This window comes from Sulfurovum sp. XGS-02 (assembly GCF_023213175.1).
Lineage (GTDB): Bacteria > Campylobacterota > Campylobacteria > Campylobacterales > Sulfurovaceae > Sulfurovum.
Genome location: NZ_CP093312.1, coordinates 900,281 through 915,599, shown reverse-complemented (window position 1 = coordinate 915,599; position 15,319 = coordinate 900,281). Strand labels below are relative to the sequence as shown.

13 protein-coding genes are annotated in these 15,319 nt (G+C 43.3%); 9 read left to right on the top strand and 4 right to left on the bottom strand.

The features are described 5' to 3' along the window. Positions 1-23 precede the first annotated feature (23 nt). The 6 genes from MN086_RS04585 to MN086_RS04560 all read left to right on the top strand — a co-directional run bounded on the left by MN086_RS04585 (position 24) and on the right by MN086_RS04560 (position 5,465). Positions 24-755, top strand: a complete 732-nt coding sequence (locus MN086_RS04585) for an outer membrane lipoprotein-sorting protein (RefSeq protein ID WP_248576882.1) — start codon at positions 24-26, stop codon at positions 753-755. A 6-nt stretch (positions 756-761) separates the two neighbouring features. Next, positions 762-1,982, top strand: coding sequence for an ABC transporter permease (locus MN086_RS04580; protein ID WP_248576881.1), 1,221 nt, complete (start codon positions 762-764; stop codon positions 1,980-1,982). Next, a complete protein-coding gene (locus tag MN086_RS04575; RefSeq protein WP_248576880.1) occupies positions 1,975-3,204 on the top strand; it encodes an ABC transporter permease in 1,230 nt (409 codons plus the stop codon). Before MN086_RS04580 ends, MN086_RS04575 begins: the two co-directional genes overlap by 8 nt. Then, complete coding sequence (locus MN086_RS04570) at positions 3,201-3,872, top strand: ABC transporter ATP-binding protein (protein ID WP_248576879.1); 672 nt, start codon at positions 3,201-3,203, stop codon at positions 3,870-3,872. Before MN086_RS04575 ends, MN086_RS04570 begins: the two co-directional genes overlap by 4 nt. After that, on the top strand, positions 3,844-4,986 hold the full coding sequence (locus MN086_RS04565) for a hypothetical protein (RefSeq protein WP_248576878.1): 1,143 nt from the start codon (positions 3,844-3,846) through the stop codon (positions 4,984-4,986). The genes MN086_RS04570 and MN086_RS04565 overlap by 29 nt, the downstream gene beginning before the upstream one ends. 170 nt (positions 4,987-5,156) lie before the next feature. Next, positions 5,157-5,465: a hypothetical protein gene (locus MN086_RS04560; protein ID WP_248576877.1), complete on the top strand. Its 309-nt coding sequence runs from the start codon at positions 5,157-5,159 to the stop codon at positions 5,463-5,465. Between the two features lie 109 nt (positions 5,466-5,574). On the opposite strand, the gene trxA is transcribed toward MN086_RS04560, so the two are convergent. The 3 genes from trxA to MN086_RS04545 form a co-directional block, all read right to left on the bottom strand. Continuing rightward, entirely contained in the window at positions 5,575-5,946 is a 372-nt protein-coding gene (gene trxA, locus MN086_RS04555; protein WP_248576876.1) for a thioredoxin, read from the bottom strand. Between the two features lie 121 nt (positions 5,947-6,067). Further along, the gene (locus MN086_RS04550; protein ID WP_248576875.1) at positions 6,068-8,794 is read right to left on the bottom strand and encodes a cation-transporting P-type ATPase; all 2,727 of its coding nucleotides are present in this window, start codon (positions 8,792-8,794) and stop codon (positions 6,068-6,070) included. Between the two features lie 23 nt (positions 8,795-8,817). Beyond that, the gene (locus MN086_RS04545; RefSeq protein WP_248576874.1) at positions 8,818-9,288 is read right to left on the bottom strand and encodes a phosphate-starvation-inducible PsiE family protein; all 471 of its coding nucleotides are present in this window, start codon (positions 9,286-9,288) and stop codon (positions 8,818-8,820) included. Between the two features lie 299 nt (positions 9,289-9,587). Here MN086_RS04545 and nifJ point away from each other — a divergent pair, with 299 nt between their 5' ends. From nifJ to MN086_RS04530, 3 genes are read left to right on the top strand one after another with little or no spacing between them, the layout of a single operon-like run. Further along, complete coding sequence (nifJ, locus tag MN086_RS04540; protein WP_248576873.1) at positions 9,588-13,157, top strand: pyruvate:ferredoxin (flavodoxin) oxidoreductase; 3,570 nt, start codon at positions 9,588-9,590, stop codon at positions 13,155-13,157. Positions 13,158-13,159: 2 nt separating this feature from the next. After that, positions 13,160-14,155, top strand: coding sequence for a dihydroorotate dehydrogenase-like protein (locus MN086_RS04535; protein WP_248576872.1), 996 nt, complete (start codon positions 13,160-13,162; stop codon positions 14,153-14,155). A 29-nt stretch (positions 14,156-14,184) separates the two neighbouring features. After that, complete coding sequence (locus tag MN086_RS04530; RefSeq protein WP_248576871.1) at positions 14,185-14,592, top strand: PGPGW domain-containing protein; 408 nt, start codon at positions 14,185-14,187, stop codon at positions 14,590-14,592. 43 nt (positions 14,593-14,635) lie between these two features. On the opposite strand, the gene MN086_RS04525 is transcribed toward MN086_RS04530, so the two are convergent. Next, a complete protein-coding gene (locus MN086_RS04525; RefSeq protein WP_248576870.1) occupies positions 14,636-15,217 on the bottom strand; it encodes a hypothetical protein in 582 nt (193 codons plus the stop codon). Positions 15,218-15,319 lie beyond the last annotated feature (102 nt).

Below are 15,319 nucleotides of genomic sequence, written 5' to 3'. Positions count from 1 at the left end.
TATAATACAAAAAAGGGGTTTATATGAAATGGATACTCTCTTTACTTTTTCTTTCCAATATTCTCTTAGCTGACGAAGCCCAAGCCATCATCAAAAAACTTGAAAAGAACCTGCGCGGTGACTACATGTACTCCACCATGAATATGATAGTCACCTCTAAGCGGGGTAAACGTACGGTCAAGATAGAAAGCTGGTCCGAGGGGAACGACAAGAGTTTTATCAAGATCCTCTACCCTAAAAAGGACAAAGGAATCACCTTTTTAAAGATCGACAATCAAATGTGGCAGTATATCCCCAAAATCGAACGTACTATAAAGATACCACCTTCCATGATGCTACAAAGCTGGATGGGAAGCGATTTTACCAATGATGATATGGTAAAAGAAAGCTCTTTGGAAGAAGACTACCATGCTTCTATACTCTTCCAAAGAGGAGACTCTGCTACATTGGAACTGATCCCTAGACCCAATGCCGCTGTGGTTTGGGGAAAGATCGTCATTGATGTCGACCTAAAAGATGCTGTTCCTATCAAAGAGATATTTTATGATGATATGATGCAAAAAGTAAGGGTGATGACCTTCTCAAAAATAGAACAGCATGGTTCACATACAATCCCGATGGTCATGGAGCTTCAACCTCTGGATCCGGACAAAAAGAAAAACCGTACGAAAGTGATCTTTGAGAAGGTCAATTTTGATACCAAAATAGATCCTTCTTATTTTACAAAACAGGCTTTAAAGCGCTATTCAAGGTAATGATGAATGCTTTTCTCACTCGCTTTTAGAAATATTATAAAGTCCAAGGGTAGAAGCATTACCACCCTGCTTTTGAGCACCTTCAGCACTATTCTTTTCATAAGCTATGTTGCACTGATGGATGGTTCCCATAATCAGATCATCAAAAGTTCTGTGGAGATCTATACGGGGTATGCACATGTGAACCTTGATGGGTATAGAGATGAAGGGGGCTACGATCACCTCATAGAAGATGCAGATCACATTGATACTATTCTCAAAAATGACCCTTCCATCAGACTCTATAGCCCAAGATTTGAAACCTATGCTCTGCTCTCAGGAGAGGTAAAGACCATAGGAAGTTTGGTCGGAGGGATCATTCCTTCCCGGGAAAAAACGCTGAGTAAACTGCACGATTCTCTTATCAAAGGTGCTTATCTCGAGGATCATGATACCAATGCCATCTACATCGGATCTGAACTATCCGAACGTCTTAATGTGGATGTAGGCAGTGAAATAGCTATGGTAGGTTCTTCCGTCGACTACTCCATCGCTGCCGATCTTTTTACCGTGAAAGGGATCTTCAAAACAGGTCTTTTCGAATTTGATTCCCAGTCGGCCTTTGTCAACAAATTCTATCTGGACAGCGTGATGATGAGTGAAAATATAGCCAGTTATTTTACCCTTGACTTCTATGACAATGATAAGATAGATAAAATAACCATACATCTGCAAAACGTACTTCCTGCCGGATATGAAGCGGTCAACTGGAAAACACTTCTTACCGCACTGGTACAAGCAATGTTGGTGGATTCTATATTTGGCTATATCTCCATCTCCATCTTTTTTCTAGTGATATTTTTTGTGATCATGATATTTTCCTATGTCAGTATCTATACACGTGCTCGGGAGATAGGACTTCTAAGAGCTTTAGGATTGACCTCCAAAGATATCTTTGGCATGCTTTTTATTGAAATCCTGATGCTTGCTACGATCAGTATCATCCTGGGTACCATCGTTGGTGCTTTCATCTCCTACTACTTTGAACTCAATCCTATTGTCATATCAGGTATCGCTGAGACTTATAAAGAGTATGGCGTCGTCAGTGATGAAATACCTATGAACTTTGATCTTTTTACCATTACATGGAATGCACTGACGATCTTTATACTCAATCTCGCAGCCATTATCTATCCGATCTTCAAAGTCAATAAACTTACCGCAATGGAGGCGATGCGATATGTATAAGATAGCTCGACATCTTGCCTGGCTGAGTATCTGGAGACGTAAAACCCGCTCTTTGATGGTGATCATGATGATCGCACTGAGTCTTACTGGTCTGCTTGGGCTGCAGGGGCTCTATGATGGCATGATCCTCCATCTGATCAACACCACCATCCGCAGTGACTCAGGAGAGATATCTCTCTACAACAAAAAGTATAGATTGAACAAAACGCTGGATTACCGACTCACTCCCATTTCAAACTATATCGAGGCTTTTTCCAAGATCGAAGCGATAGAAGCTTACTCCGTACGTTTGGAAAAAGAGGGGCTCATTGCTACTGCCCACAAATCTCTTGGAGCCGTCCTCAAAGGCATCTCTCTGAAAAATGAACAGAATTTTGGAGGGCTTGATGCCTTTATCACCCAAGGAGAGTACAGTTTTGGTGAAAATGCTCAAAAGGCATTGATAGGTGCGGCACTGGCTAAGAAACTCAACCTGAAGATAGGAAGCCGTGTGATCTTTACGGCCCAGGATGCGACAGGTGAGATCAATGCTATCTCTTTTCGCATCAGCGGTATTCTCAAAACAGGTAACCCTACCATCGATGACCATGCCGTATTGGTCTCTATGGAAAAGATGTCTACATTTCTAAATGTGCAGCAAAGTGCTACCCAAATAGCATTGCGTGTGAAAGATGCTGAGCGTATATCTACCGCACAAAAAGAGCTGCAAAAACGTTTTCCAACTATAGATGTACTTCGCTGGGATGAACTTTATCCACTGCTCATACAGATGCAGGAGTGGATGAATATCTTCAATCTGGCCTCTTATGCCATTGTCTTTGTCGTCGCTGCACTGGGAATTTTTGGTGTGATGCTTGTCTCTGTTCTGGAACGGATGCGTGAGTTCAGTATTATGCTTGCCATAGGGACACCTTACAGAACCGTCAGAAACCAGATCATCATGGAAGCTTCTTTTCTCGGTCTGATCGGTTATATCGCAGGGGCATTGGGTGGGTGGATCTTCCTGCTCTATATGTCGACTTCTGGGGTGGATATGCGTGCATTTGAAGCAGGTCTTGAACTTTATGGATACAGTGCAGTCATGTATGCCAATATGCACCTTTACTATTTCTTTCAAGCATTCTTTGCTGTACTTTTTGCTACCCTGCTCTCAGTGATCTGGCCTCTGCGAAAACTGAAGAAAATCAAACCTATACAAGTCATACAAGGAAAAATGTTATGAAACTCAGCCATGTCTACAAAACATTCTACCCTGATACTCCTAAAGAGGTCAGAGCCCTTACCGATATCAACCTTACTTTTGAAAAAGGTGAGTTCACTACACTGAGCGGTGAGTCAGGTTCAGGCAAGACCACTCTTTTGAATATTATAGGTGGACTGGACTCTGCAACAAGCGGAGAGATCTTTTTTGAAGGAGAAGAGATATCGGCTTACAGTGAAGAGAAAATGGCAAAGCTCAGACTGCATGATATCGGTTTTATCTTCCAGGCCTACAATCTCATACATGTACTTAATGTCAGAGAAAACATAGGGTTCATCATGAAACTGCTCAAGTTCGATCAAAAAGAGATAGATGCACGTACTACGGAGTTGGCTGAGATCTTGCAGATAGCGGACCTCCTCGATAAACTTCCCGGTGAGATCAGTGGAGGCCAGCAACAGCGTGTGGCTGTAGCACGAGCAGTGGCTTCACGCCCCAAACTGATACTCGCCGATGAGCCCACAGCAAACCTCGATTCGAAGAACAGTGCGCGCCTGATGAATATGCTGCGCACACTCAATGAAAAAGAGCACGTAACAGTCATTTTTGCTTCCCATGACAAATATGTGCTTGAACAGTCCAAGCGTATCATTGTTTTAGATGACGGAGTCGTCGTTGAAGATCGTTAACTATATCACCCTACTCTGTTTGACCCTGCCGATCATGGCCGTAGAACATGACCTTACCATAGAGAACACCAACTATACGATATCCAAGATACCCTACACTGAGGAAGAGAGAACACTCTATAACTACAACAGGCTGAGACTGACCGATAATATCACAGAGGGAAACTGGTTTGCCAATATCATAGCAGATATAGACAACTACTACGGGAAAACCTATATAGAGAGCTTTGAATATGGTTTTTTTCGCTCTATCAAAGCAGATACTCCTTTTGACATAGAGACCCATACCAAGAACTATGGCAAGGGTGAAGTATTTGGACGGCTGCACCGTTTTTCTGTCGGTTATGCGGATGAAAAGCATCATGTAATCTTTGGTCTACAGAAGATCACTATGGGTGTTGGACGGATATGGACACCGACTGATCTCTTTAACCCCAGAAACCCTCTTGCCCTGGAACCTGACCAGATCTACGGAAATTTTGCCCTCTCCTATACTTATGCATTGGGAACACTGAGTCAAGCAATGGGAGTGGTTGCAAAACGTGAGGACAACAGTTACAAATATGCAGGAAGGATCAAAGGAAATGTCCAGATTGGCGATATCGCACTGGATATTTTTTCGAGCAATGATGCCCAGATGTTCGCCTATGAGATAGAGGGTAATCTTTTTGATACCGGTATAGAGTGGCGGAGCGAAGGAGGATACTACAAAGACAAACTCTTAGATAGATCATTTTATCAAACCATACTGGGGGTGGATTACGGCTTTGTCAATGGGCTTACCGTCATGACAGAATGGCTGCACTCTACCAAAACCTATACTGTTGATGAGATACTGAACTTCCAAAAAAGCAGTCTAGGCTATAACCGTCACCTCTCTTCTGACTACCTAGGAGCCTCTGCCTATTATGACTTCAACCTGCTCTACAGCGGTGCGCTGAGTATGATCCATAGCCCGGAAGACCAAAGCAGTTTCATTTCCCCTCTCATCACCTACAGTATCAGTGATGATGCTTCCGTATCGGTGGGTGCGATGCTTTATAGAGGAGATAATGAGAGTGAGTTTGGCAGTCTTGAGAACAGCTATTATCTGCGTTTTAAAGTGACATACTGACCTTTCTCCACTTGCTTCTTATACACTCTTGAGTTTTTTGATTAAACCTTCACACTTTTTATATCTCTAAGTATTTATAACTCCTTAAAGCCAAAACATAAGGTATGACTACACTATATCAGCTATAATCTGAAAATAATCGACTCAAGAAATACTTAAAGGATAGAAAAATGTACCCAGGAAAGATAAGAACAGGATTCTCAATGAAAGTCAGCGGGATCCATCTTACCCGTCCAGACTTGCATAATATAGCGGCAGAATTAGGTATTGGCACTAGAGATATACTTATAAAAGACGGCATACTCACCATTTATAACACATCAGAAGCATGCCAGGAGATCATAGATGATAATGCTTTGGTCTCCTTTGTCGCAATGGCGATAAATATCCCTGCAGAGGATATTAGTGAGTTAAAAGAAGTAGTAGAGGAACCCGTAAAACTAGAGTTTGATTTCGATGATGACGAAGATGATGAATAGCCCCATCAGCTGTTATCAAAAATGATAAAAGAGTGACAGGTTTACAAGAAGGGTTGATTGGTAATCTTAATATAAAACGGTATGAGATAACGAGTATCGTAATGATGTGTTACTCGTCATCCTCTTCATCTTTAGCTATCTCTGCACGTATTTGATCCATATCAAGCCCCTTTACGTGGGTGATGAGCTTATCAAAGGCTTCTTCAGGCAGCATACCTGCTTGATTAAGCAGGATGATACCGTCTCTACTGACCATCAGTGTCGGGATCGAACGGATACCGTACTGTGCCGATATAGCAGGTTGTTCCTCAGTGTTGACCTTAGCAAAGGTGATATCAGGATATTTTTCTGCTACCCTTTCAAAAATGGGTGCGAACTGTTTACAGGGACCACACCATTCTGCCCAAAAATCGATAATAACTATTTCATTATTATCCAGTGTTTCGTTAAAATTTTTTGTTGTTAAATCTATATATGCCATAGTTTTTCCTTTGTATGAGGGTGGAGTATAGCATAGCGATGATTGTTCTTCACTTAATATTATAACTTGGATAATGAGTGTTTATGCCCTATTCCCCCACTTCACATATCTATCCATCAACCTAAACCCTCCTTTTGTTTTTCCCCATGTATCGTACAATATACTTTTCAAGCTCTACAAGGAAGAGTACAGAAGAGGCGACCAACACTATACGCAGCCATATGGTAAAGTCGATTGCAGTGCTTCCGAATAGAGACTGCATAGGGCTAAGATAGGTAAAACAAAGCTGGAGTATGATCAGTATAGCAATAGAGATCAATACATAACGGTTTCCGGATAGACCTTCCCAGTTGAAGATCGATTCTGTGATATAACGGGAATTGAACAGATAAAATATCTCAAACATGATCAGTGTATTTACAGCTACAGTTTGTGCATGCGCAATTCCGGCACCCTGTTCCATCTCCCAAAGAAAAAGCCCGAATGTCCCGCTCATCAAGATCATTGAAACATACGCAATACGCCAAATGAGATACCCCGTAAGTATAGGCTCATGGGCATCACGCGGAGGTCTTTGCATGACATTGTATTCTGGTGGCTCAAATGCCAATGATAGTGCCAATGTTACAGCTGTCACCATATTGACCCAAAGGATCTGCACCGGTATGAGTGGCATTTGATGAAAACCAAATGCAATAGCAGCAAGAATGATCAACGCTTCACCACCATTGGTCGGAAGAATAAAGAGTATGGCCTTTTTGAGGTTGTCATAGACAGTACGCCCCTCTTCTACTGCATGCATAATGGAAGCAAAATTATCATCTGCAAGTACCATTTCAGACGCTTCTTTTGCAGCTTCTGTACCATTGTGCCCCATTGCAGTACCTACATCTGCACGCTTGAGTGCCGGTGCATCGTTCACACCGTCACCTGTCATTGCAACGATCAAGCCATGCTCCTGTAATAATCGTACCAGACAAAGTTTGTGTTCAGGATTTACACGTGCATAGATATCAACATCCAGCACACGTTGGCGCAACTCCTCTTCACTCATCACTTCAAGCTCTGTTCCGGTCAGCACATCATCGCTATTCACAAGTTTCAGTTGTTTGGCGATAGCACGTGCAGTTGCACCATGGTCACCTGTGATCATTTTCACTCTGATGCCTGCCCTGTCACAGACCTGCACCGCTTCAATCGCTTCTTCTCGGGGCGGATCGATCAAGCCAAGCATACCCAGCATGATCAGGCCATCCTCCAGATCGCTGAATGCAAGTTCTTCCTGTTTAGGCTTTGCCGGCTTGAAGGCAAGGGCCAATACGCGCTGTCCATACCCTGCCAAAGTTTCAATACGTTCCAGCCAGTACTGCGTATCCAAAGGTTGGTCACCATTGAGACTTCTCTGATAGGTGCACATCTCTAATATCTTCTCCGGGGCACCCTTGAGAAAGATAAAAGTATCGCATGAATGGTCATGGTGGAGTGTCGCCATGAATCGGTGTTCTGATTCAAAAGGGATAAGATCGGTACGAGGATACTCTTTGGACTCCATCTCTATATCCAACCCGGCCTTTAACCCGGCTACCAGAAGGGCTCCCTCCATCGGATCACCATGCACAAGCCATTCACCGTTCTTTTGTTCCAATGATGCATCATTGCAAAGCATTGCAACCCGGGCCACTTCCTGTAAAAGTGGTCTTTCTTCAGAAAGTACAGCTCTGCCTGACAAAGATATCTCTCCATGCGGATCATACCCTGTTCCACTCAGTTCGAACAGATCTTTGGCTGTCGCAATCATAGAAACGGTCATTTCATTACGTGTCAAGGTACCTGTTTTATCCGAACAAATCACTGTGACCGCTCCGAGTGTTTCAACAGCTGGCAGTTTACGGATAATCGCATTACGATGTGCCATTCTCTGTACACCAATGGCAAGCGTAATCGTCATGATGGCAGGCAGTCCCTCCGGAATAGCGGCTACTGCAAGACTTACCGAAGCCAGAAACATTTCCACAGCAGCATAATCCCTGACCAATAAACCAAAGGCGAAAGTGATAAGTGAAATAGACAAAATAGCTATAGTAAGCCAACGGGCAAACTGGGCCATTTGTTGAATCAGAGGAGTAGTCGCGGATTCGACTTCCGATACCAGACTGCTGATACGACCTATTTGTGTCTCTACACCGGTACCTATAACTATACCACTACCCTGGCCGTGTGTCACAATGGTGCCCGAGTAAGCCATGCAGTGACGATCGCCTATCACACTCTCCTTTACTACAGGATCTGTCCTTTTTTCTACGGCTACCGACTCACCTGTCAATGCCGATTCCTGGATCTGAAGTCCCTTAACGCGGAAAAGTCTCAGGTCTGCCGGTACCTTATCACCAGATTGCAGACTTACGATATCACCGGGCACCAGATCTTCTGCCTGAATCGTGATCTGTCGGCCGTTACGTATCGCGATCGCATGAGGAGAAAGCATCTGTTGTATCGATCTCAAAGCATTTTCAGCTTTTCCCTCTTGTAAGAATCCAATCACTGCGTTGAGAAGCACGACAGCAAAGATCACACCTGCATCGATCCAATGCTCCAATATGGCAGTAACCATACCTGCAGCAAGCAGCACATAGATCAATATATTATGAAATTGATAGATAAACCGTAGAAATGCACTGCGCGTCTGTACTGCAGGAAGCTGATTTGGCCCATACGTTTCAAGTCTCTTCTCTACCTCTTCTTGGGCAAGACCATCTCTGGATGTTTCAAGTAATGTGAAGACAGATTCTGTACTTTTTGTATGCCACTCTTCTGATATAAAAATTGACGCATCTACTTGGTTCTGCATAGTCGTACCTTTCTAGCTAGTTGTTAGCTTTTTTTGGTAATAAGCCAGTATGTGATCCCCAAAGCAAAGACAACAGCTGCTGTACTAAGCACAAAAAGAGGTGTGATCGCTCCAAAATCAAAAATGATAACCTTACGTGAAATGGCCATGAGTGCAGTTGCGACAACCAGTCTGACCGGTATTACATTGGTTTTGAGATAGAGTGTAATATTGATAAAGATCTCTATAGCGATCAGTACGGCAAGAAAGGCACCAAAGGTGGCCAGTATATCATTGATATTTAGGAGCATAAATGGTGGAGATACCAGACGCTGATATAATACATAGATGACATCACCGATACCCCAGACAATAACCAAAACCATTAAAGCTGCCAACACTTTTACTGCCATACGTATGATCTTGTGAAGAAAATCTATAAAGGGATCTTCCAACTTGTCTGTCAATTCATGACCAATTTCTACAAAAGAATCCTTTTTGTTTTCATTATCCATCTGCTTATCCTATATAATTCATAATGATAATGCTATCGGCCTTGTTCTTTTTAAATAAAGAACAGAGCTCCTTTTAGAGATTATAACACAAATAACTGCCAGGGAATAATCTTAAATGTAATCTGGTAGCTGTGCACTGATATGCTATCCTTCTAACCAACTATACATCTGATACACGCTACAATATAAAAATGACCCATAAGTGTCATCTATAAAACAGTGTTTAATGCGTTTATATTGTATCCCTTGCATCTACAATATATTATATGAATTTTTTTACCGATAAATAAAGGAATATAATGATGAAAGAGCGTTCCACTATGATGGTTGATGGTAATGAAGCCGTTGCGATGGTAGCCCACAAACTCAACGAAGTCATTGCCATCTACCCTATCACCCCCGCCTCTCCTATGGGTGAATTCAGTGATATTTACAGTGCAAAACATCAGAAAAATATTTTTGGTACTATTCCAGAAGTCTATGAAATGCAAAGCGAGGGTGGTGCAAGCGGGGCTGTGCATGGTGCCTTACAGGCAGGTGCCCTGACCACAACGTTTACCGCCTCCCAGGGACTGCTTCTGATGATACCTAATATGTACAAGATCGCAGGAGAGCTCACTTCGACGGTATTTCATGTTGCTTCGCGCTCTCTTGCTGCTCAGGGACTTTCCATCTTTGGAGACCATCAGGATGTCATGGGGGTAAGACAGACCGGTTTCGCCCTGCTCTCCTCCGGTTCCGTACAGGAAGCACATGACTTTGCCCTTATTGCACAAGCAGCGACCTTGCATGCTCGTATTCCTTTCTTGCATTTTTTTGACGGCTTTCGCACCTCACATGAGGTAAGTCGGATCGAAAAACTTTCTGATGACGTACTCAAAGCTATGATCAGCACCGATCTGGTTGAAGCACACAGGAAACGGGGCCTGACATCTGACTCTCCTGTACTTAGAGGTACATCCCAAAACCCCGATGTCTATTTTCAAGGGCGTGAAAGTGTCAACAAGTACTATCAAGCACTGCCGAAGATCCTGCAGGAGCAAATGGATGCATTCGCTGCTCTTACAGGAAGGGCTTACCGACTTTTTGATTATGTCGGTGCAGAGGATGCCCAGAGAGTCATCGTATTGATGGGATCAGGTACCCAAGCAGTAGAAGAGAGTGTGCACTATCTGAATACTCTGGGTGAAAAAGTGGGCATGATAAAGGTTCGGCTGGCATTGCCTTTTGCAGTTAAGGCGTTCATGGATGCACTTCCAAACTCAGTCAAGGCCATTGCCGTGCTTGACCGTACCAAAGAGTCAGGTAGCCTGGGTGAACCGCTCTACCATGATGTAGTGAGCGCTCTCTTTGAATATCGTACAAAACTCTCTTTGGGACTGCCGATTATTATCGGAGGCCGCTACGGTCTCTCTTCCAAAGAGTTCACTCCAGCCATGATACTTGCGATCTACAAAGAACTTTCAAACGTATCTCCAAAGAATCACTTTACCATAGGTATTGACGATGATATCACCCATACATCACTTGGTTATGATCATGATTTCATCTTAAAGAACCCTACTCAGTTCCAGGCCCTCTTTTATGGACTGGGTTCGGATGGTACGGTAGGCGCTAACAAAAACACGATCAAGATCATCGGTGAAGAGACAGACTATTATGCCCAGGGATATTTTGTCTATGACTCCAAAAAATCCGGTTCCATGACCACCTCTCATCTGCGTTTCGGTCCCGATCCGATCCACTCAAGCTACCTGATACAAGAAGCAGACTTTATCGCCGTCCACCAATCTGTATTTCTTGAAAAACTAGACCTGCTGGAGAGTGCTAAACCAGGTGCCGTTTTTCTCTTGAACACTCCGTATAAAAAAGAGGAAATATGGCAGAATCTTCGCCATGTAACCCAAAAGCATATCATTGACAAAAGGCTGAAATTTTATGTCATTGATGCCTACAGTGTGGCCAAAGAGAGTAAGATGGGATCACGGATCAATACGGTGATGCAGACCTGTTTCTTTGCGATCAGCGGTATTCTTCCCAGAGAGGAAGCGATTGCCAAAATAAAACACTCGATCCAAAAAAGCTACGGGAAAAAAGGCGACGTGATCGTAGAGATGAATTTTGCCGCCGTGGACAATACACTTGCACATCTCTATGAAGTCACTGTCCCGATAGAAACTAAAAGTACCCAGGAGCTTCAGCCTGTGCTCAAAGGTATATTGACACCTTTCATCTCAGAAGTGATCGGGAAAATAAGCGCCTACATGGGAGATGAACTTCCAGTATCCAAGATCCCTGCTGATGGGACCTGGCCTACGGGGACCACACAGTTCGAGAAACGGAACATTGCCCAGGAAGTTCCTGTCTGGGACCCTGATACCTGTATTCAGTGCAACAAGTGTGTTTCAGCCTGCCCTCACTCGGTCATACGCTCCAACGTCTTTGATATCTCCTTTATGGATGAAGCGCCAGAAGGATTTCTCTCAAAGTTTGCCAAAGGAAAAAAGTTCGGTGAAAACGACCATTTCAATATCTCGGTAGCAGTGGAGGACTGTACGGGCTGTTCGCTCTGCACTGAAGTATGCCCGGCCAAAAATAAATCGCAAACCAACCTCAAAGCGATCAATATGACCCCTCTTGCTGAGATTAAAGACGAGAAGATCGCACAATGGGAATATTTTACTTCCCTCCCAAAGGTAGAACGCTCAAAACTTGACCATGATGACATGAAAGAGTCACAGTTCCTTGAACCGCTCTTTGAGTTCAGCGGTGCATGTGCAGGATGTGGAGAGACTCCGTACATTAAACTTGCTACGCAGCTTTTCGGTGACAGGATGGTCGTTGCCAACGCTACTGGATGCAGCTCGATCTACGGAGGGAACCTTCCTACGACACCATGGAGAAAAAATGATGAAGGGCGCGGACCAGCGTGGTCAAATTCGCTTTTTGAAGATAACGCAGAGTTCGGGCTTGGCTTCCGCCTTGCAATCGATAACCATGTGGATCATGCCCGCAGTTTGCTCGAAGATCTTAAAGAGAGTCTGGACAAAACACTTGTTGAAACGATACTGGGTGCTTCTCAAGTAAATGAAACAGAGGTCAATCAACAAAGAAAGCAAGTTGAGCTACTTAAATCAACACTTGCTGAACGTGAGGATAACGAAGCAAAAAAACTACATGAAATAGCCGATTACCTTGTAAAAAAATCCGTTTGGATCATCGGAGGAGACGGTTGGGCTTATGATATCGGCTATGGTGGCCTGGACCATGTACTTGCCAGCGGGAAGAATGTCAACATTTTAGTACTGGATACCCAGGTCTACTCCAACACCGGCGGTCAGCAGTCCAAGGCAACTTTGACCGGTGCTGTGGCGAAGTTTGCGGCAGAAGGAAAAGCAGGTGTACCGAAAGATCTCGCTGCAATGGCTATCAATTACGAAAATGTCTATGTCGCAAAAGTCTCACTGGGAGCAAATGACAAAGCTACGGTCAAAGCCTTTGTTGAAGCAGAACGTTATGACGGTCCTTCTATCATCATTGCCTATTCGCACTGTATCGCTCACGGCTATGATCTAAAGTATGGGTTTGATCAGCAAAAACGTGCTGTTGACAGTGGGTTGTGGCCGATCTTCCGATTTAACCCCGATATGATCAAAGAAGGGGAAAATCCTATGACACTTGACTACAAAGGTCCTAAAATAGATGTCAAAGACTTTATGTATCGCGAGACACGGTTTAAAATGGTTGAGAAGATGAATGCTGAATCTGCAGGATCCTACCTGAAAACCGCGGCACATACAGCCCAGACTCTCTACAAACGGTACCAAAACCTGTATGAATATTACCAGCCAACACAAAAGGAGCTCTGAACATGGAACTGACTACTACACATTTAGGACTGGAGTTAAAAAACCCTCTTATTGCCAGTGCTTCGCCGTTAACGGCATCTCTGGATAGTATTAAAAAACTTGAAGAGAAGGGTATCGCCGCTGTCATCATGCATTCTCTCTTCGAAGAGGAGATCAACCATGAGATCCATCAGATCGACCATTTTTTGCATATTCACAGCAACGCAAATGCAGAAGCGACCACTTATCTTCCCAGTGAAGTGGATTTTGAGAATCTCCACTCTGAACACTATCTTGAAGAGATCAAAAGGATCAAAGAATCTATCCAGATCCCAGTCATTGCAAGTCTGAACGGCGTTTCGGCCGGAGGATGGGTGAAATATGCCAAAAAACTACAGGAAGCCGGTGCGGATGCCTTGGAACTTAACATCACCTATATTCCCACATCCATTGATATGGAGGGGCATACCGTAGAGCAAATGTATATCGATACCGTATCTCAGGTCAAAGCACATATTTCTATCCCTCTCAATGTCAAAATGAACGCCTATTTTTCCAGCCCGGCCAATATGGCCAAACGTTTTGTTGAAGCAGGAGCCAACGGCCTGACCATTTTTGACAACCCTACACGTGTGGATGTGGATCTTGAACTTCTTACACCTTTACAGCGTGCCAATATTACCAGTTCTGCCAATGTCAGTGAAACCTTGCGATGGTGTGCGATCCTCTATAACAAGCTTTCCTGCTCGATGTGTGCGGGTACAGGGGTCCACAGTGGAGAAGATGTGCTCAAAGCTATCATGAGCGGAGCAGATGCTGTGGCACTGGCTTCCGTACTGCTTACCAAAGGCGAAGATGAAGTTGCAGTGATACTCAATGAACTCACCCAATGGATGCAGACGAACGAATACGACTCCATCTCCCAGATGAAAGGGAGTATCTCTCTGGCACATACCGATAACCCGGCTGCCTATGAGCGAAACTCCTATATGTATGCCCTGCAGCAGTACCGGCACTGATACAGAACCAGTAGGACAAAGTAGTCTAAATGATCGCCTTTATTGAGAATCATGAAAATCTGTTACTTTGGTTAACGATAGTATCGATCATAGGGTTTATCGCTTCGATACTATTAATCCCTTGGATAGTCACCACGATACCCGCTGATTACTTTACACACCCAAAACGTCAAAAACTTCTATGGGGTGACCGGCCACATATCGTGCGGTTTATAGTTATATTCCTTAAAAATATCATTGGAGTACTGCTGATCATAGGTGGTATCGCCCTGCTTTTTTTACCGGGACAGGGGATCATTACCATACTTATAGGCTTGCTTATCATGGATTTTCCCTACAAATACAGATTTGAGATCTGGATCATAAAACACCCTTTTGTTCTAAAATCTATCAATAAATTACGTGCAAAAGCAAACAAACGCCCTTTAGTGATCTAAATCTATATAAATGTAAAGAAGTTTTTTCTTTTGAAAGATCGCCCTACTGCTGAGAAGTTTTCCGAAGCTCCTTTAACTTCTCCTGATAATTTTCCTCATCGCCATAAGAGAGAAACCCCTCATAGTACTGATGTTGCGCCACGATCTTCTTGGCATGTTTTATAGGGCAGAAGTAAAGTTCGGTCCTGCCCGCTATGGCTGAAACATAGAGCATCAAACCGTTAAAATAAGAGCAATAGAGACAATTGAACTTTTCTATAGGATTTAAATACCCAAGATACTGATGATCAAAGATCATATAATCGCTCCGTTTGACAAACTTGAACTTGTAGATCCTGAATATCACTTGCTGGTAGACAAAAAGTATAATATCCAAAACTACAGCAGGGATGATCATAGCGTATATGAGAGGAGAGCTCAACAGGTGCAAAAGTGGGACTTCCCTGAACCAGATCAAAAGGTTTTTCATATTCTCTTTTTGTTTGGCCAAAACCTCTTTTTCGAAAGTGACATAACCATTTTTGATCTCATAGGAGATATGACTCTCTTGTTTATCGATCTCTTCAGCAAGTTTTAACTTCATCTTGTCGATCTCTTCTATCATTTCTCTTATCTTATCATTCATAGACCACCCTTCTTATGGTTCAATTTTACCTCTTTGTTTATTATACATAGTTAACTCTATAGTATCCTGTCATGAACCTAATGTAGGTAAATAAAAGAGTGC

Excerpts from the sequence above, each read along its gene's own strand:
- MN086_RS04585 (WP_248576882.1), top strand. The coding sequence starts at position 24 with ATGAAATGGATACTCTCTTTACTTTTTCTTTCCAATATTCTCTTAGCT.
- MN086_RS04580 (WP_248576881.1), top strand. The coding sequence starts at position 762 with ATGCTTTTCTCACTCGCTTTTAGAAATATTATAAAGTCCAAGGGTAGA.
- MN086_RS04575 (WP_248576880.1), top strand. The coding sequence starts at position 1,975 with ATGTATAAGATAGCTCGACATCTTGCCTGGCTGAGTATCTGGAGACGT.
- MN086_RS04570 (WP_248576879.1), top strand. The coding sequence starts at position 3,201 with ATGAAACTCAGCCATGTCTACAAAACATTCTACCCTGATACTCCTAAA.
- MN086_RS04565 (WP_248576878.1), top strand. The coding sequence starts at position 3,844 with ATGACGGAGTCGTCGTTGAAGATCGTTAACTATATCACCCTACTCTGT.
- MN086_RS04560 (WP_248576877.1), top strand. The coding sequence starts at position 5,157 with ATGTACCCAGGAAAGATAAGAACAGGATTCTCAATGAAAGTCAGCGGG.
- trxA (WP_248576876.1), bottom strand. The coding sequence starts at position 5,946 with ATGGCATATATAGATTTAACAACAAAAAATTTTAACGAAACACTGGAT.
- MN086_RS04550 (WP_248576875.1), bottom strand. The coding sequence starts at position 8,794 with ATGCAGAACCAAGTAGATGCGTCAATTTTTATATCAGAAGAGTGGCAT.
- MN086_RS04545 (WP_248576874.1), bottom strand. The coding sequence starts at position 9,288 with ATGGATAATGAAAACAAAAAGGATTCTTTTGTAGAAATTGGTCATGAA.
- nifJ (WP_248576873.1), top strand. The coding sequence starts at position 9,588 with ATGATGAAAGAGCGTTCCACTATGATGGTTGATGGTAATGAAGCCGTT.
- MN086_RS04535 (WP_248576872.1), top strand. The coding sequence starts at position 13,160 with ATGGAACTGACTACTACACATTTAGGACTGGAGTTAAAAAACCCTCTT.
- MN086_RS04530 (WP_248576871.1), top strand. The coding sequence starts at position 14,185 with ATGATCGCCTTTATTGAGAATCATGAAAATCTGTTACTTTGGTTAACG.
- MN086_RS04525 (WP_248576870.1), bottom strand. The coding sequence starts at position 15,217 with ATGAATGATAAGATAAGAGAAATGATAGAAGAGATCGACAAGATGAAG.